Origin of the sequence: Aureibaculum algae, from assembly GCF_006065315.1 — a bacterium.
Classification (GTDB): Bacteria; Bacteroidota; Bacteroidia; order Flavobacteriales; family Flavobacteriaceae; genus Aureibaculum; species Aureibaculum algae.
The window spans coordinates 143,512-166,929 of record NZ_CP040749.1 but is presented as its reverse complement, the minus strand read 5'-3'; the positions used below and the strand labels follow the sequence as shown (position 1 = coordinate 166,929).

Annotated in this window: 21 protein-coding genes; 18 read left to right on the top strand and 3 right to left on the bottom strand. The window is 29.6% G+C overall.

Annotation, left to right across the window (positions count from 1 at the left end):
* Genes FF125_RS00675 through rfbB form a run of 3 tightly spaced genes read left to right on the top strand, consistent with a single transcriptional unit; the run spans position 1 to position 3,434 of the window.
* Positions 1 to 1,314 carry a UDP-glucose dehydrogenase family protein gene (locus tag FF125_RS00675; protein WP_138947978.1) on the top strand — a complete coding sequence of 438 codons (1,314 nt, stop codon included), beginning with the start codon at positions 1 to 3 and terminating at the stop codon, positions 1,312 to 1,314.
* A 9-nt stretch (positions 1,315 to 1,323) separates the two neighbouring features.
* A complete protein-coding gene (gene galE, locus FF125_RS00670; RefSeq protein ID WP_138947977.1) occupies positions 1,324 to 2,337 on the top strand; it encodes a UDP-glucose 4-epimerase GalE in 1,014 nt (337 codons plus the stop codon).
* Positions 2,338 to 2,387: 50 nt separating this feature from the next.
* Positions 2,388 to 3,434 (top strand): dTDP-glucose 4,6-dehydratase, encoded by a 1,047-nt coding sequence (gene rfbB, locus FF125_RS00665; RefSeq protein ID WP_138947976.1) that lies wholly within the window; start codon positions 2,388 to 2,390, stop codon positions 3,432 to 3,434.
* A 19-nt stretch (positions 3,435 to 3,453) separates the two neighbouring features.
* Here rfbB and FF125_RS00660 read toward each other — a convergent pair whose 3' ends face one another.
* Positions 3,454 to 3,837 carry a hypothetical protein gene (locus FF125_RS00660; RefSeq protein ID WP_138947975.1) on the bottom strand — a complete coding sequence of 128 codons (384 nt, stop codon included), beginning with the start codon at positions 3,835 to 3,837 and terminating at the stop codon, positions 3,454 to 3,456.
* Between the two features lie 18 nt (positions 3,838 to 3,855).
* Complete coding sequence (locus tag FF125_RS00655; RefSeq protein ID WP_138947974.1) at positions 3,856 to 5,034, bottom strand: acyl-CoA dehydrogenase family protein; 1,179 nt, start codon at positions 5,032 to 5,034, stop codon at positions 3,856 to 3,858.
* Between the two features lie 233 nt (positions 5,035 to 5,267).
* Between FF125_RS00655 and rnpA the strand changes: the two genes are divergently transcribed.
* The 15 genes from rnpA (at position 5,268) to FF125_RS00580 (ending at position 22,400) form a co-directional block, all read left to right on the top strand.
* Positions 5,268 to 5,660: a ribonuclease P protein component gene (gene rnpA, locus FF125_RS00650; protein WP_138947973.1), complete on the top strand. Its 393-nt coding sequence runs from the start codon at positions 5,268 to 5,270 to the stop codon at positions 5,658 to 5,660.
* Positions 5,647 to 7,281 carry a S41 family peptidase gene (locus FF125_RS00645; protein ID WP_138947972.1) on the top strand — a complete coding sequence of 545 codons (1,635 nt, stop codon included), beginning with the start codon at positions 5,647 to 5,649 and terminating at the stop codon, positions 7,279 to 7,281. The genes rnpA and FF125_RS00645 overlap by 14 nt, the downstream gene beginning before the upstream one ends.
* Positions 7,282 to 7,326: 45 nt before the next feature.
* A complete protein-coding gene (locus FF125_RS00640) occupies positions 7,327 to 9,012 on the top strand; it encodes a DUF6909 family protein (RefSeq protein WP_138947971.1) in 1,686 nt (561 codons plus the stop codon).
* Between the two features lie 12 nt (positions 9,013 to 9,024).
* Positions 9,025 to 10,062: a hypothetical protein gene (locus FF125_RS00635; protein ID WP_138947970.1), complete on the top strand. Its 1,038-nt coding sequence runs from the start codon at positions 9,025 to 9,027 to the stop codon at positions 10,060 to 10,062.
* A gap of 140 nt (positions 10,063 to 10,202) precedes the next feature.
* Positions 10,203 to 11,000 carry an FkbM family methyltransferase gene (locus tag FF125_RS00630; protein ID WP_138947969.1) on the top strand — a complete coding sequence of 266 codons (798 nt, stop codon included), beginning with the start codon at positions 10,203 to 10,205 and terminating at the stop codon, positions 10,998 to 11,000.
* A 29-nt stretch (positions 11,001 to 11,029) separates the two neighbouring features.
* Positions 11,030 to 12,328 (top strand): lipopolysaccharide biosynthesis protein, encoded by a 1,299-nt coding sequence (locus FF125_RS00625; RefSeq protein ID WP_175418841.1) that lies wholly within the window; start codon positions 11,030 to 11,032, stop codon positions 12,326 to 12,328.
* 38 nt (positions 12,329 to 12,366) lie between these two features.
* Complete coding sequence (locus FF125_RS00620) at positions 12,367 to 13,233, top strand: glycosyltransferase family 2 protein (RefSeq protein WP_138947967.1); 867 nt, start codon at positions 12,367 to 12,369, stop codon at positions 13,231 to 13,233.
* Positions 13,234 to 13,533: 300 nt separating this feature from the next.
* A complete protein-coding gene (locus tag FF125_RS00615) occupies positions 13,534 to 14,574 on the top strand; it encodes a hypothetical protein (RefSeq protein ID WP_175418840.1) in 1,041 nt (346 codons plus the stop codon).
* Positions 14,575 to 15,420: a glycosyltransferase family 2 protein gene (locus FF125_RS00610; protein WP_138947965.1), complete on the top strand. Its 846-nt coding sequence runs from the start codon at positions 14,575 to 14,577 to the stop codon at positions 15,418 to 15,420.
* The gene (locus FF125_RS00605) at positions 15,395 to 16,636 is read left to right on the top strand and encodes an O-antigen ligase family protein (RefSeq protein ID WP_138947964.1); all 1,242 of its coding nucleotides are present in this window, start codon (positions 15,395 to 15,397) and stop codon (positions 16,634 to 16,636) included. The genes FF125_RS00610 and FF125_RS00605 overlap by 26 nt, the downstream gene beginning before the upstream one ends.
* Positions 16,636 to 17,751, top strand: coding sequence for a glycosyltransferase (locus FF125_RS00600; protein ID WP_138947963.1), 1,116 nt, complete (start codon positions 16,636 to 16,638; stop codon positions 17,749 to 17,751). Before FF125_RS00605 ends, FF125_RS00600 begins: the two co-directional genes overlap by 1 nt.
* Positions 17,751 to 19,112: an undecaprenyl-phosphate glucose phosphotransferase gene (locus tag FF125_RS00595; protein WP_138947962.1), complete on the top strand. Its 1,362-nt coding sequence runs from the start codon at positions 17,751 to 17,753 to the stop codon at positions 19,110 to 19,112. Before FF125_RS00600 ends, FF125_RS00595 begins: the two co-directional genes overlap by 1 nt.
* A 9-nt stretch (positions 19,113 to 19,121) precedes the next feature.
* Positions 19,122 to 19,913: a glycosyltransferase gene (locus tag FF125_RS00590; RefSeq protein ID WP_138947961.1), complete on the top strand. Its 792-nt coding sequence runs from the start codon at positions 19,122 to 19,124 to the stop codon at positions 19,911 to 19,913.
* Between the two features lie 8 nt (positions 19,914 to 19,921).
* The gene (gene purD / locus FF125_RS00585) at positions 19,922 to 21,196 is read left to right on the top strand and encodes a phosphoribosylamine--glycine ligase (protein ID WP_138947960.1); all 1,275 of its coding nucleotides are present in this window, start codon (positions 19,922 to 19,924) and stop codon (positions 21,194 to 21,196) included.
* Between the two features lie 148 nt (positions 21,197 to 21,344).
* Positions 21,345 to 22,400, top strand: coding sequence for a glycosyltransferase (locus FF125_RS00580; RefSeq protein WP_138947959.1), 1,056 nt, complete (start codon positions 21,345 to 21,347; stop codon positions 22,398 to 22,400).
* On the opposite strand, the gene FF125_RS00575 is transcribed toward FF125_RS00580, so the two are convergent.
* Complete coding sequence (locus tag FF125_RS00575; protein WP_317129654.1) at positions 22,383 to 23,417, bottom strand: sensor histidine kinase; 1,035 nt, start codon at positions 23,415 to 23,417, stop codon at positions 22,383 to 22,385. The genes FF125_RS00580 and FF125_RS00575 overlap by 18 nt on opposite strands.
* Position 23,418 lies beyond the last annotated feature (1 nt).

Here is a 23,418-nt window from a genome sequence, read left to right as displayed (position 1 = left end):
ATGAATTTAACGGTTATTGGGACTGGCTATGTAGGTTTAGTAACAGGAACTTGTCTAGCAGATATGGGTAACAATGTTACTTGTGTTGATATTGATGAAGACAAAGTAAAGGCCATGAAAAATGGTAAAATTCCTATTTATGAACCTAATTTAGAAGAACTTTTCAATAAAAATATTGTAGGGGATAGATTACACTTTACCACAAATTTAAAAGAAGCAATTCAAAATTCATCAGTTATATTTTTAGCATTACCTACGCCGCAAGACGAAGATGGATCTGCTGATTTATCTTATGTTAAAGGTGTTGCCCATGATTTGGGCAAAATGATAAAAGGTTATAAAGTAATCATTAATAAAAGTACGGTACCTGTAGGTACATCTGATATTGTTAAAGACATCATTTCTAGTCATACTAATGTAGCGTTTGATGTAGTTTCAAATCCTGAATTTTTGCGTGAAGGTTATGCTGTAAAAGATTTTATGGAACCTGAGCGTATAATTATTGGTTCAAAAAGTAAAAAGGCGAAATCAATTTTATCAAAATTATACAAGCCTTTTATTAGCACAAAACGACCTATCATCTTTATGGATGAACGTTCTTCAGAGCTTACAAAATATGCTTCTAACTGTTTTTTAGCAACTAAGATTACCTTTATGAATGAGGTTGCGAATCTCTGCGAAATCATAGGCTCAGATGTTGATATGGTAAGAATTGGTATGGGTTCAGATTCACGAATTGGAAACCGGTTTTTATACCCAGGTATAGGTTACGGAGGTTCTTGTTTTCCGAAAGATGTAAATGCGTTGGTAAAATCTAGTGATGAAGCCAATTACGATTTTAAAATTTTAAAATCAGTTTTGGATGTCAACGTCCAACAAAAAAAGTCTTTAGTCCCTAAAGTATCTCGTTATTTTAATAACAACTTAAAAGGTAAAAAAGTTGCCATATGGGGATTAGCATTTAAACCCAATACAGATGATGTAAGGGAAGCACCAGCTATAGATGTTATTAACGAATTGTTATTACAAGATGTTGAAATTACAGCCTATGACCCTGAAGCTATGCCAAACATCGAGCGTATCTATGGTGATAAAATCAAATTTGGAAAAAATGCCTATGATATTTTAGAAGATGCAGATTGCTTATTAATCTGTACTGAATGGAGCGAATTTACGCAGCCAAGTTTTGATAAAATTAAAAAACTTTTAAAAAACCCTATCATTTTTGACGGTAGAAATATGTTTGATTTAGAAGCCATGAAGCATAATGGATTTCATTATGAGTCAGTTGGAAGAAAAATTGTTAAATTATAAAAGTAAAATATGAGTAAAATATTAGTTACCGGAGGTCTTGGTTTTATAGGTTCGCATACTGTTGTTGAGCTACAAAATGAAGGTTTTGAAGTTGTAATAATTGATGATCTTTCTAATACCACAATTGATGTTTTAGATAAAATTATTTCAATTACAGATAAAAAACCATTATTTGAAAAGTTAGATTTAAAGGACAAGCCTTCCATTCAGCAATTTTTTATGAAGCACAAAGACATAGAAGGTGTTATTCATTTCGCTGCCTCCAAAGCAGTTGGTGAAAGTGTTGAAAAACCTTTGAAATATTATCACAACAATATTTCAACATTAATTTATTTGTTGGAAGAAATGACTGCAAATAAGGTGAATAATTTTATTTTTAGTTCTTCATGTACCGTTTATGGTCAAGCTGACACTATGCCAATTACTGAAAGTGCTCCGTTCAAAACTGCGGAATCTCCTTATGGGAACACGAAACAGATTGGAGAAGAAATTATTTCTGATGCCTCTAAAGTTTCTAATTTAAACGCCATTGCGTTACGTTATTTTAATCCTATTGGAGCTCATAAAACAACTAAAATAGGAGAGTTACCTATAGGAGTACCACAAAATTTAATTCCTTATGTAACGCAAACAGCAGCTGGAATGAGAAAAGAACTTTCTGTTTTTGGTGGTGATTACCCAACTCCAGATGGTACCGCAGTACGTGATTATATTCATGTGGTTGATTTGGCAAAAGCTCATACGGTAGCTATGAAAAGATTATTGAAAGGTGATAATAAATCAAATTTTGAAGTTTTTAATATTGGCACTGGTAAAGGTAGTTCTGTTTTAGAAGTTATAAAAGCGTTTGAAAAGGCTACTAATAAAAAATTAAACTATAAAATTGTTGAACGTCGCGAAGGTGATATTACAGAAGCTTACGCAGATACCACTTATGCTCAAAGTGAGTTAAAATGGAAAGCTGAACTCAGCTTAGAAGATGCATTGGCATCTGCTTGGAATTGGCAAGAGACCTTGAAATAAAATTTTAAGTAAATTAAAAAAAAATCCGTCTACGCGGAAAAGACATAGACATGAAAAACATATTAATTACTGGAGGAGCTGGATTTATTGGAGCTCACGTTGTTAGACTATTCGTTACTAATTATCCTAAGTATCATATTTATAATTTAGATGCATTGACCTATGCGGGAAATTTAGAAAATATCGCTGATATTTCTGATGCTCCAAATTATACTTTTGTTAAAGGAAATATTAAGGATATAGACTTTATTAATACTCTTTTTCAAGAGCATAAATTTGACGGGGTAATTCACTTGGCTGCTGAAAGTCATGTTGATAGATCCATTACCAATCCCAATGATTTTATTGAGACAAATGTGTTGGGAACTGCTAATTTATTAAATGCTTTTCGCGATTTGTGGAAAGACAATTTCGAGGATAAATTATTCTATCATGTTTCTACTGATGAAGTATACGGTTCCTTAGGTAAAACAGGATTGTTTACTGAAACCACATCTTACGACCCACAATCACCTTATGCCGCTTCTAAGGCAGCATCTGACCATGTAGTTCGATCATTTGGAAACACCTATAAATTACCTTTTGTAATAAGCAATTGTTCTAATAATTATGGTGCAAATCAATTTCCTGAAAAGCTTATTCCGTTGTTTATTCATAATATTAGAACGGGTAAAAATTTACCAGTTTACGGTGATGGAAATTACACAAGAGATTGGCTTTTTGTTGAAGATCATGCCAAAGCAATCGATTTAATATTTCATAAGGGTAAACTTGCTGATACGTATAATATTGGTGGATTTAATGAGTGGACAAACCTGAACTTAATTAAGGTATTGTGTGAGCAAATGGATATAAAATTAAATCAACCTGAGGGAACATCAGCAAAATTAATCACTTTTGTAAAAGATAGAGCGGGTCACGATAAACGCTATGCTATTGACGCAACAAAACTTAATAAAGAACTAGGTTGGAAACCTTCGGTAACTTTCGAAGAAGGCTTGTCTAAAACCATTGATTGGTATTTAAAAAACGAACAATGGCTGAACAATGTTACTTCGGGTGCTTATAAAGATTATTATAAGGAAATGTACGAATAGTACATATTTAAATATTCCATTAATTGTAAGCTGAATATTGTTGATTAAAAGCTGCGTCAATATTTGGAGTTTTTTTTGGCTTTCTTCGTTTTAAAGGAATAACTATACTAGCACCAATTACTCCACCTAGCACACTATATTGAAAGTCTTTTTTACTTCTTGTACCATTAAACCATTTAGGATCAACAACCTCCTTTAAATACCCAAAAGCTGAAGCTGTTGCAGCACCTATTAGCCAAGCTTTTAATTTGTTATTTGTTTTTCTATACACCAAATAAGATGTACCTCCACCAATTATTGCTCCTACAATAACATGTTCCGGATGTCCTTTTTCAGAAATAATGGTTTGTCCATTTGATGGGTAATAAATAAAGAGTATTATAAGTATTAAAATATATCGCATAGGTAAATATAAAATTTTTTATTTAAAAGCATTCAGTCCGGTCACATCTAGCCCTGTAATTAACAAATGAATATCATGCGTACCTTCATAAGTAATTACAGATTCTAAATTCATCATATGTCTCATAATAGAGTATTCACCTGTTATTCCCATACCTCCAAGCATTTGTCTCGCTTCTCTAGTTATTTTTAAAGCCATATCAACGTTATTTCGTTTTGCCATAGATATTTGTGCTGAGGTTGCTTTTCCTTCATTACGTAATACACCTAATCGCCAAGCCAATAATTGTGCTTTTGTAATTTCGGTAATCATTTCAGCCAACTTTTTCTGTTGCAATTGAAATGCTCCAATGGGTTTACCAAATTGCATACGTTCTTTCGAATATCTCAAGGCTGTATCATAACAATCCATTGCGGCTCCAATGGCTCCCCAAGCAATTCCAAATCTAGCGGAATCCAAGCAACCTAATGGTGCTCCAAGTCCAGATTTTTTTGGCAATAAATTCTCTTTTGGGACTTTTACATTATCAAAAATCAATTCTCCGGTAGCAGAAGCTCTTAAGGACCATTTATTATGTGTTGTTGGTGTTGTAAACCCTTCCATACCACGTTCTACGACAAGTCCGTGAATTCTACCCGATTCATCCTTAGCCCAAACTACTGCAATATCTGCAAATGGTGCATTTGAAATCCACATTTTTGCTCCATTTAGCAAATAATGATCTCCTTTATCTTTAAAATTAGTCACCATACCTGAAGGATTCGATCCATGGTCTGGTTCTGTAAGTCCAAAACATCCCATAAATTCACCAGAAGCTAATTTGGGTAAATATTTTTGACATTGAGCTTCGTTACCATATTGCCAAATAGGATACATCACTAAAGAAGATTGTACAGATGCAGTTGAGCGTACACCAGAATCACCACGCTCTATTTCCTGCATAATTAGTCCGTAAGAAATTTGGTCTAAACCTGCTCCTCCATACTCTTCAGGAATATAAGGTCCAAAAGCACCTATTTCAGCCAATCCTTTAATAATTTGAGTTGGGAATTCCGCTTTTTGAGCATAATCTTCTATAATTGGTGAAATTTCTCGCTTTACCCACTCTCTAGCAGCTTCCCTAACCAATTTATGTTCATCGGTTAATAAATCATCCAATTGGTAATAATCTGGGGCTTGAAATAAATCTTGTGACATATTCTTAATATTTAGTATTCAAAAATAACGATTTAAGTCATTTTATTGTGTTTTTTTCTAAATAGTTTATTGACTACATTTGTTTATATGATATAAACTTAACATACTTTAAAACATTACTACTTTAAAGGTAATCGTAAAATCTTAATGTGAGAACAACTGCAACAACTTAAAAACATTTGCTCTTAAATTTTAATTAACTAGTTATTTATTAATTTCAAAAACTAAATCGCCTGAAATATTCATTAAAAAACGAAGAAAAGCTGAAAAGCAAAATCCTGATTGGAGAACTATTTGAAAAAGGGAAATCCTTATCAAAATTCCCCCTGCGTTTGGTATATTTAAAATCAGAACATTCTTCTAATTACCCAATAAAAGTGGCCTTCTCAGCCCCAAAGCGTAGGTTTAAAAAAGCAGTGGATAGAAACAGAATTAAACGCCTGATGAGAGAGGCTTATCGCAAAAACAAGCATATTTTATATAGTAACATTGAAGAAAAGCATATTATTATGTTTACCTATTTAGACGAAAACGAGTTAAAATACGTTGAAATAGAAGAAAAATTAATACTTTTATTAAAAAGGTTATCTGATAAAATCAAGTCTTGCCAGCATGAAGAGAGTTAAACAATTAGGAATTATTACTGTATTGATTACTGTTTTAACAGTATCAGTTGGTTATAAATCTGACTTTTTTGAAGTCGCCAAACAAATAGAAATCTATACTACATTGTTCAAAGAATTAAATATGTATTATATAGATGAAACTAATCCTGCCGAATTAACAGAAGCTGCAATAGACCACATGTTAAATGAATTAGACCCCTATACTCGGTTTTATGACGAGCAAGGTGTAGAAAAAGCAAGAATAAATGCCGCATCTGATAACGGAGGAATTGGTGCCAGTACGAAAATAATTGACAATAAATTGTATATAGCTGAAGCCTATGAGGATGCTGCAGCAGACAAAGCTGGATTAAAAACTGGTGATCAAATTATAAAAATAAATGAACTTGCACTTAGCAAAATCCCTGCGATAGATGCCATGTCAATGCTTAATGGCAACCCTAACTCTAAAGTTAGTTTAGAATTAAAAAGGCAAGACAAAACTTTCACCGCTACTATAATCAGAGAGGCTAATGAATTTGACCCTGTTCCCTACTACAGAATGTTAGATGACCAAGTTGGTTATATTTCATTTATTAAGTTTAACTCAAAAGCGTCTTCTAGTGTAAAAGCTGCCTTTGAGGATTTGAAATCTCAAGGAATGACTAAATTGGTTTTAGATATTAGAGGAAATGGTGGAGGTTTGCTAAATGAAGCCGTTGAAATAACGAACTTTTTTGTTCCAAAAAATGAAGTAGTTGTGACTACCAAAGCTAAAGTAAAAAAGTGGAGTGACACATATAAAACGAAAAGAGAGCCTATAGATTTAGATATTCCTATTGCAGTTTTAATAGACCGATATTCTGCGTCAGCCTCTGAAATTGTTGCTGGCTCTTTACAAGATTTAGATCGGGCAGTTATTATTGGTGAACGTTCTTTTGGAAAAGGTTTAGTGCAGCGTTACAGAAAATTAACCTATGGAACACAGCTAAAATTAACTATATCAAAATACTATACGCCTAGCGGAAGATGTATTCAAGAATTAGATTATACTCACAAAAATAAAGATGGTGAAATTCCAAAATTTTCAGAAATTAAACGAAATGCATTTAAAACTTCGAATGGCAGAACCGTTTATGACGGTGGTGGAATAGAACCTGATATTAAACTATCTAAAACAGAAAGAACCAATGCTACCCATGCATTATTAGAATCTGATGCTATTTTTATGTTTGCCAACACTTTTACAAACAAAAATAAAAGTATTGATGATACGGAAACGTTTAATCTTAAAGATTCAGATTATCAAGATTTTATCAATTATCTAATCGAAAATAAAGATGCTTTTCAAACGGAAACAGATAACAAATTATCAGATGCTTTAAAAACGGCTGAAAAAGACGGTTATAGTGAGAGTATAGATAAAGAATATCAAAATTTGATTGCAAAGATTAATAGTGAAAAAATTAAAGAATTATCACAAAATGAACCTGAAATTAAAGATGCATTAACCAATGAAATTGTAAGGCGATACTATTACAAAAAAGGAGAATACATTCATAAAGCATATCATGATAAGGGAATTATTGAAGCCCTGCAAATCTTGAATGATGAAAATAAATATCAAAATCTTTTAAAATAATTTTTTAGTAAGTATTTTGGTATCTTTGTTCAAATATATATTTGAATGAATACTTTAAAGCCAACCAAATCTCAAGAATCTTCAAACGCTATTGAACGTATGTATACCGCTATGCGGCATTTGTTCAACCGTGGATTTTACAAACCCATGGGTGTTTCTGGGCAAACCTTAAGAGAATCTTTACTGCTCTTAAGACCAGAAATATACGGTTCTATTGCAGATGTAAATACCGAACTTGATGGACTATTATATGTAATCGAAAGATTACCTGAGGGGATTGAAGAATGTCAATTTATCAATCTAACTTCAGACGAAGGTTATAAAGATTCTCATTACACACCAATTATACCTGAAAAAAGACGGAGAAACTGCTACAGAATCGATAAAGATCAAATGAATATTGAAATTACGCGAGGGCGTTCTGATATTTATGATGTATTAACGCACTTGACTTTCTTATTTATAGAATCTCACAAAATAAAAAATAACATACTTATTGACGAAGAAGGTATAACCATCAGGGAATGGATGCATTTGGAAGAGGTTGTACTAAATAATAAAGAATTATCAGATAATGAGAGAGAAGTTCTGATTACCCATTTGGCCAACATTTTGGGAAGAACTTTTATAGAAGTTAAGCAAATAGCTCAAAGTTTTGCAACTAAAGAAAACCCTAATAAATTCTTCAATTGTATTTTTTGGATGGGTAAATTGGCACTTAATGAAACCTTATTAAACAAAAAAAGAACAATTGTTTTTAGCACTTCACTTCGCGAACGCATCGGTCATCATATTTATGGAGACAAGTGGGCAAACAGCATAAAGGAAGTTTTAGATAAAAATAATTTAATCAAAAGACCTATTCATATTATTAGTGCAAATATGCATAGTGTTATGAATTCTATTTACGCTCCAATAACTTTATCTAAAGAGGCTAAATTAAATGAAGGAATCGCTTTATTTGAATTGCTTAGTAAAAAAACAAACGCTTCTTTACAAAAAAAAGTAAAAGAACATGCATCGCAGAACGGTTTAATATATGTAAAGGACACTTCTGGAACAAATATTAATGTTCAAATTATTGATACCGCAAAAATTAATTTTAAAGGTTCTAAATATTCATTTTCAAAAGAATTATCTGAAGCAACAAAACCAATTATCATAGTAATGGATTATGCCTTTGGAGAACAAGCATTTGAAACGTTAGACGAATTGTTAAAACCTTTCATTTGTAAAAAGGAAAAAATACACCATTTAAATGTGGAATCTGTTTCAATAATGGGTAAAGCAGGTATCTTACAAGGTGGAAAAGGAGATATCATGATTCCTTCTGCTCATATTTTTGAAGGAACAGCAGATAATTATCCATTTACAAATGAGCTTAAAAAAGAAGATTTAGAAGGTTTTGGTCTTAATGTTTATGAAGGGTCAATGGTTACCGTTTTAGGAACTTCTTTACAAAATAGAGATTTATTAGAATTTTTCCATAATTCTACCTGGAGGGCAATTGGATTAGAAATGGAAGGTGCACACTATCAAAAAGCGATACAATCAGCTTCAAAAATAAGAGGAAACATATCAGAAAATGTAAAAGTTAGATATGCATATTACGCCTCTGATAATCCGTTAGAAACTGGTGGTACTCTTGCCTCTGGTGGTTTGGGCACAACTGGCGTTAGACCAACCTATGCGATAACCCAAAAAATTTTAGAACAAATTTTTTCAGCTTAAATTAAGTACAACATGAGTCAACAAAATATACAGAAAGACGAAGAGGTAGATTTAGGCAATCTTTTTAAAGCTATTGGTAAAGGATTTCAAAACCTTTTTAAAGCTATTGGTCAATTTTTTATGAGCTTGTTTAATTTGCTTATTCTGGCCTTAGTATTTATTAGAAATAATTCCATAAAATTAGGTTTGGCTATTGTTTTAGGGGCTATTGTTGGGTTTATCTTAGACTTTAACAATCCAAAACAATTTTCCTCTACAATGATTGTAGAACACAATTTTAATAGTGCTCAACAATTGTATAAAAACATAGAGTTTTATAATGAATTGGTAAAACAAAAAGATTCTGTTTTATTAGCAGAAGCGTTGGATATTACGGTAAGTGAAGCTGTTAAATTAAAAGGGTTTTATATTAACCCAATCAGAAATGAAAATGAAAAATATGAACTTTTTGATAAATTTGTTAATGAAGTAGATACTGCCACAGTGAGCAGGATTGACTTTAAAGAATTTAAACAAGGGTTTACAGATTACGATTATAAGTACCATCAAATAAAGGTTAAATCTTTAAGCAATAGTATTTTTGATAAATTGAGTACTCCAATTGTGAATTCAGTTGAAAGTAACCCGTATTTTAATAACCAAAAAAAGATAAACGATCAAAATTTACTTCAAAATGAAAAGGTCTTAGTCAAATCTTTAAGTGAAGTAGACACATTAAGAAATATATACAACGAAGTCTTAATTACAGAAGCTAAAAAAGCCGAAACAGGAACTAATATTACACTAGCCCAAGGCTCAAAAAAAACCAATGAACTTGAACTATTTAGTGAAAGCTTAAAGTTAAATAAAGATTTAATTAGTAATAATAAAGCAAAAGCTGAAACTACAGACATTTTGAATGTGGTTTCCTCATTTAGTAAAGTCGGGGTAAAGGAAAGTAGTCTATTTAAAAAAAATACATTTCTCTTAGGAATAGGCTTTGGTTTATTAATGCTATTTTTTATATTGTTTAGGCAATTGAATAAGTATTTAAAGAATTATAAAAATTAAGCTTCACCTCGATGAAATTAGAAATTTCAAGCATAATTTTAAACTAAGTATTTGGCCTTTGAACTTTAATCCAAATAAGGCCATACATAGACAAGACAAAGTAAACAATCAATATTGGTTAAAATAGGCTATCTATTAAAATGATAATATTAAATACTTTTTTTAAATTTCTATTTAGTGTTGCAGGAATGAATGCAGGTTTTTCTGTTAGTAAAAATGAATTAATTTCTTTCATTAAAGATTTAAAACCACAAAAAACAAATTTTGAACTCATTAGACTGGGACCTGAAGGTGATGGTGGATATTTAGTACCCGATGATTTAGAAAATATAGATGCTTGCTTTTCTCCAGGAGTTGATTTAATAAGTGACTTTGAACAAGAGTGTTATAATAAAGGGATGCAAATTTATTTAGCTGATAAGTCAGTAGATAGACCTAATTTAGAAATTTCTCAAGATAATTATCATTTTCTGAAAAAATTTATTGGTCCAATCAATAATGATGACTATATAACAATGGACAGCTGGGTTAATTCTGTAAATACAAATGCTAACTCTGATTTACTATTACAAATGGATATTGAGGGTCACGAATATTCTTCTATACTGGGCATGTCTAACGAATTAATGAATAGGTTTAGAATTATTGTTATAGAATTTCATGAATTAAATAAACTATGGAACAAAGAGTTCTTTAGGATAGCCCAAGCCGTTTTTACAAAGCTCTTAGATACACATGTTTGTGTACATATACATCCGAACAATCAATACGGTATAGACACTCTAAAAGGTATAGGAATACCTAGAATTGCCGAATTTACTTTTCTAAGAAAAGATCGTATAACCATTCTCAGTGATGCTATTGAAATCCCAAACAAACTGGATTTTGATAATACAAATAATAAGAGCATCGTATTACCTAATATTTGGTACAAATAATTTTAAATTTCTAAAAATTTAGATTCATTTTGGATGAAAAAAACAGCATCTTAAAAAAAAATATTACTTATATTTTTTTCTTTAAATTAATTTCGGTTCTTTTTGTTTACCTATCTGTTCCTTTATTAATAGAAGCTTTAGGCGTTGATTACTATGGAATATGGATTACAGTATATTCAATATTTGGATGGATTTACTTATTAGACTTGGGATTAAATAATGGTTTAAAAAATAAATTAACAATTGCTTTCCTAAAAAAAGAAAATGAAGTTAATGAATATATTACTACCTCATATATATCTTTAGCCTTTATTGCAATTGTGTTTTTTTTAATTTCAAGTTTATTGATTTATTTTATAAATCTGGGTAATCTTTTAAACATTCCTCTTGAAGAATGGTATATAAAAACACTATTTTTTATTACTTTAATATCATTTGCAATTATATTTATTCTAAGCATCTATAAGCAGTTTTTCTATGCATTGCAAAAATCTTCCATTGTGGAACTTTCAATGATGTTTTATAACGGATTAGTTTTATTATTACTTTATTTATTTTTCCATTATTCTAAATCTTCATTAATTACAACCTCAATTATTTACGGTGCATCTAATATTTTAATTTGCATTATTTTCACTTATATATTCTTTAAAAATAAAAATGAATATACTTTTTCAATTAAAAATTTTAAATTTCAAAAAATTAAAGAGCTTAGCAGGATTAGTGTAGGTTTTTTTATTATCCAAATTTGTGTTTTAATTATTCTTTCCACTGACAATTTATTGGTAATTATTCTGTTAGGACCAACAGAAGTAACTTCTTATAACAATGCTTTTAAACTGTTTCAGCTATTTTTAATTGTTAGCACTATCATTCACGCTCCTTTATGGGCTTTGTACACAGACGCTTATCATAAAAAAGACTTTAAATGGATTAAAAAAATGATGCTTAAGTTAAATGTTTTGTTCATATTTTTAATTTTATTTGTTGCATTAACAATATATCTCGGACCTGAAATACTAGCAATTTGGATTAATGAAGACATCTTTTATGATCCAAAATTATTACTTTTTATGGGTTTGTTCGTTATTGTCAGAATTTTCGGCGAAATTTATATTACTTTTCTAAATGGTATTGGAAAGATTAAAATTCAATTAATTGTATCTATTTCCGCCGCTATTATTAATATACCATTATCAATCATTTTTGTAAAATATTTTGATTTGGGTAATAGTGGGATCATACTTGCGACAGTTATCAGTATTTCCATTTATGCAGTTGCAATGCCTATTCAAGTGTTTTCAATTTTAAGTAAAAAAAACAGATAGTATATATAAACTGCACTTTAATTTTCAATCAAGTCATTATGAATATCAAACCTCTAATTTCTATAATTACGGCATCTTATAATAATGAGGGTACAATAAAAGATACTATCAATTCCATTTTAAATCAAACTTATACTAATTTTGAATATGTCATAGTTGATGGAAATTCAAAAGATAAAACATTAGATTTAATTGAAGCTTATAAAGATAAATTTAATGACAGAAAAATAAGATATAAATACCTGAGCGAACCTGACGATGGTATTTACTGTGCCTGGAATAAAGCACTCAAAATGATTCATGGCGATTGGATCGTTTTTATTGGAGCAGATGATTATTTCAAAAATAATATGGTTTTTGAAGAAATGATTCCATATTTAAATCAATCAATAGAGCAAAATTATAAATATGTTTACGGTAAAATTGAACATGTAACATTTAATAATCAATTAGTAGAAATTGCTGGAAAACCATGGCCTTTGCAAAAAAGTAGATTTACTTATACTATGAATATTGGCCATAGCGGATGTTTTCATCATAAAGATTTATTTAAACAACACGGAACCTTTAATGAGTCTTTTAAAATTGCTGGAGACTACGAATTTCTATTGAGGGAACTAAAAGACCCAAACAATAACGCATTCTTTGTTGACACATCACTTATAGTGATGAGAGAAGGAGGAGTCAGCGGAAGTCTAAATAATAGGTTAACGATTGTTAAAGAGAACCATAAGGCAAGAAAATTAAATGGTATTTTAACATTTTCTAGAGAATTGTTTTTGTGGGAAATTAGAGTGAGAGGACTTATCATAATAAGTTCAATTTTTGGAGATAATTTTGCTAAGAGAATGGCAGATTATTACAGAAAAATATTTTTAGGAAAAAAAAAGCGATGGAGCATTTGATATATGAATATTAATTGGTTTGTATTTATTATTATAGTTGTAATTACTTTTATTGTAATATTTAAAAAGGAATTTAAATATATAGACGCTTTTGTCTTTTTTATTCCTTTTAATGCTACAGTGGTATTTTCTACGCATGATTCTACAGCAATAAATTTACCTTTCATTTTATTTGTTTTTGCAGCTATATCTTATTTTATAAATAAATCTTTGCAATCAAAATTTACGATTTCAAAAAGTAAAAAAAACATAATTAATTGGTTAATTGTGATAGGTTTTATTGCAATATTTTCACAAATAATGCCTTACATAATTGATGGAAAATATATGGTTCTAGATAGGTATAAAGAAAGTATCTATTGGGCTAAAGAAGAAGCTCTATATCCAAGTATGCAGTGGGTAACACAAACCATCTATTTTTTAATTGGACTGCTAGTTGTCATTGTTGTAAGTGATACTTATAAGACAATATCAGACATAAAAAAGGTTTTAAAGTTATTATTAGCTGGTATAACGTTTATGATTTTTTGGGGATGGTTTGGAGACTTAACATATTTTTTAGGAATTCCTTATCCTCAATTTTTTAATCAAATTGGGATGAATAAACTCGGGATTGAATCTTTTAATGGGTATCCTAGAATGTCAAGTGTTACTATGGAAGCATCTTATTTTGCCCAGATATTAATTCCAACAACCCCCTACTTTTATTGGTTTTCACAACAAAATAAAACCTTTATTTTTGACAAAACTTTTCATAAAAGAATGTACTTATTATCAATTATCACGTTACCGTTAGCAATAACTACAACAGGAGTATTAGGTTTTTTTATTATAATTGGTTTATTATTAAAAAATAGTATGCGGTTATTTACACTTAAAAGTAAATATTTTTTGGTTAGTCTCTATTCGATATTGGTATTGACCTTTTTTATATTTTCAATTAAATATTTAATTAATATTTCTGGAACATATTCGGGAATAGAACGATTTAAAACAGTTCACTATGGTGTCTTCTATTTTTTAGATTATCCAATTTTAGGATTGGGTTGGGGTGTTTTTCCAACCTATGATTTTATAATTAATTTACTTGTTAACTTTGGATTATTAGGAGCAATTCCTTTTTTAATTCTATTGTACAATATCTTTATAAAACTACATGTTAAAATTAAAAAAGTAGATAAAAATATTAGGCCACTTTTTAAAGCAGCAATTGAAAGTTTTATTTTGATTTTAATTGATTCTCAACTTTCTGGATTTATTTACCATTCACAATACTTTTGGTTATATATAGGACTTGCTGTTTCTATAGGATCATTAGAGTTAAATAAAGAATCTTTATAAATGAAATTATCAATCATAATCTCTACTTTAAATAGAATAAAAGAACCTTTATTAATGTTAGATTCTCTAACAAATCAATCATTTAAAGATTTTGAGGTTTTATTAATTGATCAAAATGAAGAAGCTATTTTAGATGAAAACCTTAGGAAGTATTTTGAGTTATTATCTTTAAAACATATTAAATCTGATATTAAAGGTGCTTCTAACGCCAGAAATATAGGTATTAAACAAGCCAAAGGAGAATTATTATCATTTCCAGATGATGATTGTGAATTTAATATTACTTTTTTGGAAGATATTTATACCTATTTTAAAAATAATAGTTTTGATGGAATTGTCACTACTTCAAAAGACCGATTTGATGGAAAGGCTATTTCAATATTGATGTCTTCAAAATCTCAACCTATTCAAAGAAAAAACATTCTAAAAACAGTTGTGGAATTTGGAATTATCGTTAGAAAAAATAAAATAAAAAATGTTTTATTTGACCCTGACATGGGAGTTGGCTCTCCAAATTCACCGTATTGGTCAGATGAAGGGCCTGATTTTATTTTGAGATTAATTAAAGAAGGTCTATCGTTTAATTATTGTCCACAATTTTATATATTTCACCCTAACCCTGTAAAAAAATACAATCTGAAAACAACTATTAGAAGTTATCAGTATGGAAAAGGAAGAGGGTATTTCTTGAAAAAGCACAATTTTGGCAAAAGGGCAATTTTATATTATTTATTTATCTATATTATTGGAATGCTAAAAGGCTTAGTTTTTTTTAACAGGTTCATGTTTTTATACTTTAAAGAAGGTTTTAAAGGACGCTATGAAGGATATTTTAGATCAAAATAAAAGTAGCATAGGATTAATGTTGTTACTTTTTTTAGTTGCATTTAGTTTGCCATTTTCTTTTGCTTTTAATAGCATTTCATTGGCCGCTCTATTCTTATACTCTTTTATTTATTTTAAAAAGGATTATTTTTTAACGTACATCAGTAATAAAAAAGTTTATCTTTTTTACTTGCTTTTTTTTATAGTACAGTCTATTTCAATTTACTATTCAAATAATAAGGAGTTAGCAATAAAGGTAGTTACAAGTAATATCCTATTTCTTATAGTACCCATTACTTTTGTTAATCTAAAAAATAAAATCAACGAAATTGAAATAAAAATTGCCTATTCAGGTCTTCTTATTGCCGTACTATTGAACTTAATTAATTCTTATTTTAATATTATTAGAAAATCAATATTTGAAAGTATGGATTGGAGTAATGTTATTAGAGAAAATTTTATAAGAAACAGTATTTATGAAATCCATGTACCATATTTGGCTTTATTAGTTGTTTTTCTAATAATATGCAGCTATAAAATAAAAATTCCCTTTAGAAAAAGAAGTAACATTATTATAAGATATTCACTAATGGCTATTTTAATTTTATCTTTGTTTTTGTTATCTGGCATTATGGCTATTTTAATTTTAATTTTATTTTTTATAGTTCAATTTTTATGCAGTGAAAATTCAAAAAAGACTAAATTATTTGGTTCTATTCTAGTGATTATAGGGATAATTTCTTCTTTTCTTTTATTGAAACATCTTGATGATCAGAAGCGAATTAGAGGTTCTGAAAATATAGTTTATCGAGCACAAAAAATTATTTCAAAAAAAGATCCAGTTAGAGAAGTAAATTGGAAAAGTGTTGTTAAGGTAATTTCATCCAATGTCATTTGGGGTGTGGGAGCCGATGGCGGTATCGAATTATTACAAAAAGAAAGACCAATAATGAGTGAGTCATATATTAATAAACATAACGCACATAATGATTACTTAGAGATAGTATTGAGATATGGTATTGTTGGTATTTGTATCTATTTAATAATATTAGGAAGCCTTATTAAAACTGCATTTACGTCAAATAATTATTATTTTAGGTGGTTTTTAATTGTTTTTATGATTTCAAGTTTAACAGAATCGTACTTACAAAGACAAGTTGGGTTAGTCTTTTTTGTCTTCTTTTCTTTGCTTTTTTATACCCAAAGTACATACAGAAAAATTGATGAAATCAGCTAATGAAAGTAGCCATAATACATTATTGGTTTGTTACACGCCGAGGTGGTGAAAAAGTGGTAGAATCACTTTTAAAAATTTATCCAGACGCTGATATATATACTTTATTTTACGATAAAAATAAATATGGTAATTCTTTAGTTAATCAAACCATATATACCTCCATCTTAAACATTCCTTTTTTAAAAAAACGATATCAAAAAGTATTTCCCTTGTACCCTTTGGGTATTAAATCTCTAAAACTTAAAAGAAAATATGACTTAATAATTTCTTCTGAATCAGGACCCGCTAAAGGTATTCATATCGGCAACAACACACCTCATATATGTTACATTCACTCTCCAATGCGTTATTGTTGGAGCCATAAAGAAACCTATGTTAACGCAGTAAGTCCGATACTTAGACCATTATTGAGTTTTTTTCTTAATAGGCTTAAAAACTATGATAAATCAACAATAGATAACGTAAATTTGTATTTGTCAAATTCGAAAAACGTAGCTAATCGTGTAAAAAAATACTATCAAAAGGATTCTGAAGTAGTTTATCCTCCGATTGCCGATGTTTTATTTACAAAACCATTACCTACAGACACTGAAAAAGATATATTTTTAAGTTTTGGTGCTATAACACCTTATAAGAGAATAGATTTACTGATTGATGTTTTTAACAAAAATGGAAAACAATTAGTAATTATTGGTGACGGGTCTGAAAAGTTAAAGTTGGAAAAAAAAGCTAATAAAAATATAACATTTAAGGGAAATCTCGCTTGGGAAGAAATTGAATACTTCTTCGCACGATCAAAAGCATTATTATTTCCTGGAGAAGAAGATTTTGGAATGATTCCGTTAGAGGTAATGGCATATGGAATTCCGGTAATAGCATATAAAAAAGGAGGAGCATTAGAAACCATTATAGAAAACCGTAATAATATAAAAGAATCATCAGGTCTGTTTTTTGACAATCAAAAAATAGAAGCAATAGAAGAAACTATAAAATTTTTTGAAAAGGAGCATCAAAACTTTAATCCGATTTGGATTAGAAATCATGCAAAAAAATTTAGTGAAGAAATATTTATATCTAATATAAAAAAACAAATAAAAAAATTCGAAAATAAATAATGCCATTAAGAAAATATAGATATTCATATTTAATAAGGCCTCTATTCGTCTTGATTGATATACTCATTATCATTGGAGTAGTTTTCTATATATCTGACCCTGAATTTTTCAATCCTTATTTTCTTACATATATCATTCTTTTTTGGCTAATTATTGCCTTCAACACTAACTTTTACCAAGTCTTTCGTTTTACCAAGACATTTAGAGTGTTTAAGTTACTATTTATTCAGTTTGCCTTATTCTTTTTGGGCTATTTTACCTATTTCGGTGTTTTTAAAGAAGGCGTCGTTGTTCATAATCAACTGTTAGTCCTTTCAACAATCATTGGAAGCATAAGCTTATTTAAACTTATTTCATTTTATACCCTAAAAAAATATCGATTAAGTGGTAAAAATTATAGAAGGATTGTAATTATTGGATATGACGACACCTCTAAAAGGGTAATTGAATTATTCAATAAAAAATCAAGTTTAGGATATCGATTTATAGGTTTTTTTTCGGATAAATATTATAAAAAGGAAGCTTATTTAGGCAAGTTAAATGATAGCTTCAATTATATACTCACTAATAATATTGATCAGATTTACTGTACACTTTCTAACCTAAATAGGGATGACGTCAAAGAGTTTACCAAATTTGCTGCTAGAAATAATATTATCATCAAATTAATTCCAGACTCTAATGAATTGTACAGCAAAAGTTTAGGAGCTGAATATTATGATAATCTACTCGTTTTAAATGTTAAGAAATTACCCTTCGAAATTCTTGATAATCGGTATATAAAAAGAACTTTTGATATTATTTTTTCTTTTTTAATTATTATTTTAGTCATGTCTTGGTTAACACCACTGTTATGGATAATAGTAAAATTAGAATCTAAAGGACCATTATTTTTCAAACAAGAAAGAGAAGGCAAGGAAGGAGAGCAATTTGTTTGTTATAAATTTAGGTCAATGAAGATAAATAATTTGTCTGATAAAATTCATGCTACTAAAAATGATGCTCGGGTAACACGTAGCGGTTTTTTTTTAAGAAAAACTAGTATCGACGAACTTCCTCAATTTTTCAATGTGTTAAAAGGTGAGATGAGTGTCGTTGGACCAAGACCTCATATGAGCAGTTTATCATTAGCATATCAAAAGGAAATAGACAGTTATGTTCAACGATTTTCTGTTAAACCAGGTATTACTGGCTTAGCTCAAGTTAGTGGATATAGAGGTGAGGTACGAAAAAAATCAGATATAAAAAATAGAATTAGACTAGATATTTTCTATATTGAAAATTGGTCATTTTTACTTGATATAAAAATAATAATACAAACAATATTAAATGTTTTTAAAGGCGAAGAAAAAGCATATTAATAAAATGTAATGGCAGACAAAAGCATATTAAATAATAAAGTAATTACGGCTACTATTGTTTTGTACGAAGAAAATTTTGATGAACTGTCTAAAACTATTGCTAGTTTTTTAGCTACGCCGTTTTCAAAAAAACTATTTTTAGTAGATAACTCAAAAACAGACGTATTAAAAGATAAATTTAAAGATCCTGATATTGAATATCTATTTGTAGGAGAAAATATTGGATTTGGGAAAGGACATAATAGAATTCTTGACAAAATTAAAAATTACTCAACCTATCATTTAGTATTAAATCCCGATGTGGTTTTTAAATCAACATTAATTCCGGAGCTCATCAACAATTTTAAAAAAAATGATAAATTAGCCCTAATCGCACCAAAAGCAATTTTTCCAAATGGAGAGCATCAATATACGAGTAGAAGATATCCAACAATTTCTGAATTATCGGTAAGAAGATTACCATTTTTAAAGGCTTTTTTTCCTCAAATCATCAAAAAAGGGGAATACAGAGACAGAGATTTATCTCAAGCTTTTAATCCCGATTTTATACACGGTTGTTTTCTCTTATTTAAGACAGACGCCTTTGTTGATCTGAAAGGATTTGATGAAAGATACTTTTTATACATGGAAGATGTTGATATTTGCAAAAAAATGGACCAACAGGGCATGAAAAAATTATATAATCCTGATGTTGAGATTATTCACGTATTAAAAAAGAAATCTTTAAAAAACTTTAAGCTGTTTACCTATCATACTATTTCAGTATTTCAGTACTTTTACAAATGGCATATTAAAAAATAAAAAAAAAAATGAACATTTTAATTTTAGGTTCCGGCGGAAGAGAACATGCTTTTGCCTTAAAACTTTCAGAGAGTAAAAAAATAAATCAGCTTTTTGTTGCACCAGGTAATGCGGGTACTGACTCTATCGCAAAAAATATTGCTATAGATCCGACCGATTTTAATGCTGTAAAAAGATTGGTTTTAGCCGAAGCTATTCATATGGTAATTGTAGGTCCAGAAGCTCCTTTAGTCGCTGGAGTTCACGATTTTTTCTTAGCTGATGTTGACTTAAAAGATATACCTGTAATTGGTCCTAAAAAGGACGGGGCTATGCTCGAGGGAAGTAAAGACTTCTCTAAAATATTCATGGAAAAACACGGTATTCCTACTGCTAAATATAAATCTTTCACCAAAGATAATTTAGAAGATGGTAAATGTTTCTTAGAAACTTTAAGTCCTCCATACGTTTTAAAAGCGGATGGATTGGCCGGCGGTAAAGGCGTACTAATTTTAAATTCATTAGAAGAAGCAAAATCGGAACTTGCTGATATGCTAACCAATCAAAAGTTTGGTGAAGCCTCTAATACAGTTGTTATTGAAGAATTTTTAGACGGAATTGAATTATCTGTTTTTGTATTGACTGACGGAAAAAGTTATAAAGTACTGCCCTCAGCTAAAGATTATAAACGAATTGGAGAAGGAGACACAGGTTTGAATACTGGTGGTATGGGTGCTATTTCACCTGTTCCTTTTGCAAGTGATGACTTTTTAAATAAAGTTGAAGAACGCGTTGTGAAACCTACCATAAATGGACTTCAAAAAGACGGAATTGATTATCGCGGTTTCATATTTATCGGTTTAATGAATATTAAAGGTGATCCTTTTGTGGTTGAATATAATGTTAGAATGGGTGACCCAGAAACAGAAGTAGTTTTACCAAGGTTAGAATCTGATCTTTTAGAATTATTTGAAGGTGTAGCAAACCAAAATTTGCACGAAAAATCATTTTCTTTAAAATCACAAACAGCAACAACAGTAATGTTAGTTGCAGGTGGTTATCCTGAAGCATATGAAAAAGGCAAAGAAATAACTGGGTTAGAAAACGTAACTGAATCTATTGTTTTTCATGCGGGTACAACAACTAAAAATGGTAAAACCATTACCAATGGAGGAAGAGTTATGGCTGTAACATCTTTAGGAGATACAATTGAAGAAACTCTGAAAAAATCATATGATAGTATAAATAAGATTCATTTTGAAGACATGAATTATAGAAAAGATATTGGGTTCGACTTGATTTAATTATTTAAAATCAAAATAACGATAAATTCATTTTTTATTAGAAATTTTATTTTTGTTTAACATCTGTCTTTTATTGGATAAGACTCTAAGAATATGTTCATAGTGACATTTCTATTTTATTGAATTATCTATAATCAGCTTATGCCCTATGCCACTAAAACATTCAAAAAAAATTTTGGTTGCACCCTTAAATTGGGGCTTAGGTCATGCAAGTCGCTGTATTCCAATTATTAATGCTTTAATTGAAAGAAATTTCACACCTATCATTGCCAGTGATGGTGCAGCTTTAACATTGCTTCAAAAGGAATATCCCGAATTAAAATTTTACGAATTACAAAGTTATAATATTACATACAGCAAAAGTAATTTTCAAAAACTACAACTACTGTTAGGAAGTCCCAGTGTTATAAAAGCCAGTTTATCTGAACAAAAAGCAACTCAAAAAATTCATAAAAAGGAAGGGTTATCTGGTATTATTTCTGACAATAGATTTGGAGTTCGTTTATCAGAAATTCCATCTATTTATATTTCACATCAAATTAATGTACTTTCAGGTAGTACAACTTTAATAACCTCCAAAATACATCAAAATATTATAGCCAAGTTTGATGAATGTTGGGTTCCTGACCGTGTAGACTCGCATCTTTCAGGTAACTTATCTTCTACAAAAAATAGTAAATTAAATATCAAATTTATTGGCCCAATAAGTCGGTTTGAAAAAAAACCTTCTCATATAAAATATGATCTATTGATTCTTTTATCTGGTGCTGAACCACAACGAGGCATTTTAGAAAAACGCCTCATTTATGAACTTAAAAACTATCCAAAAAAAGTACTGTTTGTAAGAGGTGTTTTTAACGCTGTTAAATTACCTCAAATTGCAGAAAACATAACTATGGTTAACTTTATGCTCAGCATCGAATTACAGCAGGCTATAAACGAAAGTGAAGTGGTTTTAGCAAGATCAGGATATACGACTATCTTAGATTTAACAAAATTAGATAAGAAAGCCTTTTTTATTCCTACGCCAGGGCAACATGAACAAGAATACTTAGCAGAAAGAATGGCTGAATTAAATTTAGCTCCCTATGCAAAACAAGAAGATTTTAAAATCGAAATGCTTAATAGCGTCACTGATTTTAATGGACTAAAAAATATTTGTGCATCGGAAACAATACCCTCCACTCTATTTAAACTTTTCTAGCGTAAATGAAAAGGTGGAGCCTTTACCTACTTCACTTTTTGCAAATACTTTTTGATGATGTGCTTCAATAATATGCTTTACAATAGACAAACCTAATCCTGAGCCTCCTTGTTCTCTAGATCTACTTTGTTCAATTCTATAAAAACGCTCAAATATTCTTGATAGATTACGTTCAGGAATGCCTTCTCCTTCATCTTTCATATGGACAATAAATTGAGAATCGGAATAATTTTTAATACTTACCGTATTCTGACTCTTCATCTTACCATATTTAATGGAATTTTCAATTAAATTGATGACTACTTGTTCTATTCTTTTTCTATCTCCCTGAATCAAAATAGGGGTATCATAAACTTTATCAAATTGCAATGTAATATTGCGTTTTTTAGCCTGAAAATCCAGTAATTCAAACACATTTCGAATTAATTTGACAATATCAAACTGTTTTAATGATAAATTTAAATTACCCGATTCTAGTTGATTTATCATATCTAAATCCTCAACGATACTCACCAATCTTTCTAATCCAATATTAGCTCTATTTAAATATTTATCTCTAATTAATTTATCATTTATAGCACCACCTGACAAGGTTAACAGATAGCCTTGCACAGTAAATAAGGGTGTTTTTAATTCATGTGATACATTACCTAAAAACTCTCGTCTATATTCTTCTCTTATCTCAAGCATTTCAATTTCTAAGAGTTTATCTTCTGCAAATTTTTTTACCTGTTTAGAAAGTGTTTCCATATTGGTAGTAACACTTCCTCTATCTAAATTTTCAATTTTAGACACAGAAACATCATCATAAATGTTTTTAATTCTATTATAAATAAAATACTCTACCCTATATTGAATTACAACAAATGAAAAAATAAAAATAGAAAGTGCTGTTAATAACGCGAGATTATAATTCACATGATGTGTTAATGCATACGTAAGTATTAATGCCACCGAAAACGCAAAAACCGTAATGTATAATGAAGACTTAAAAGCGAATTTATATGTTTTTTTCAAC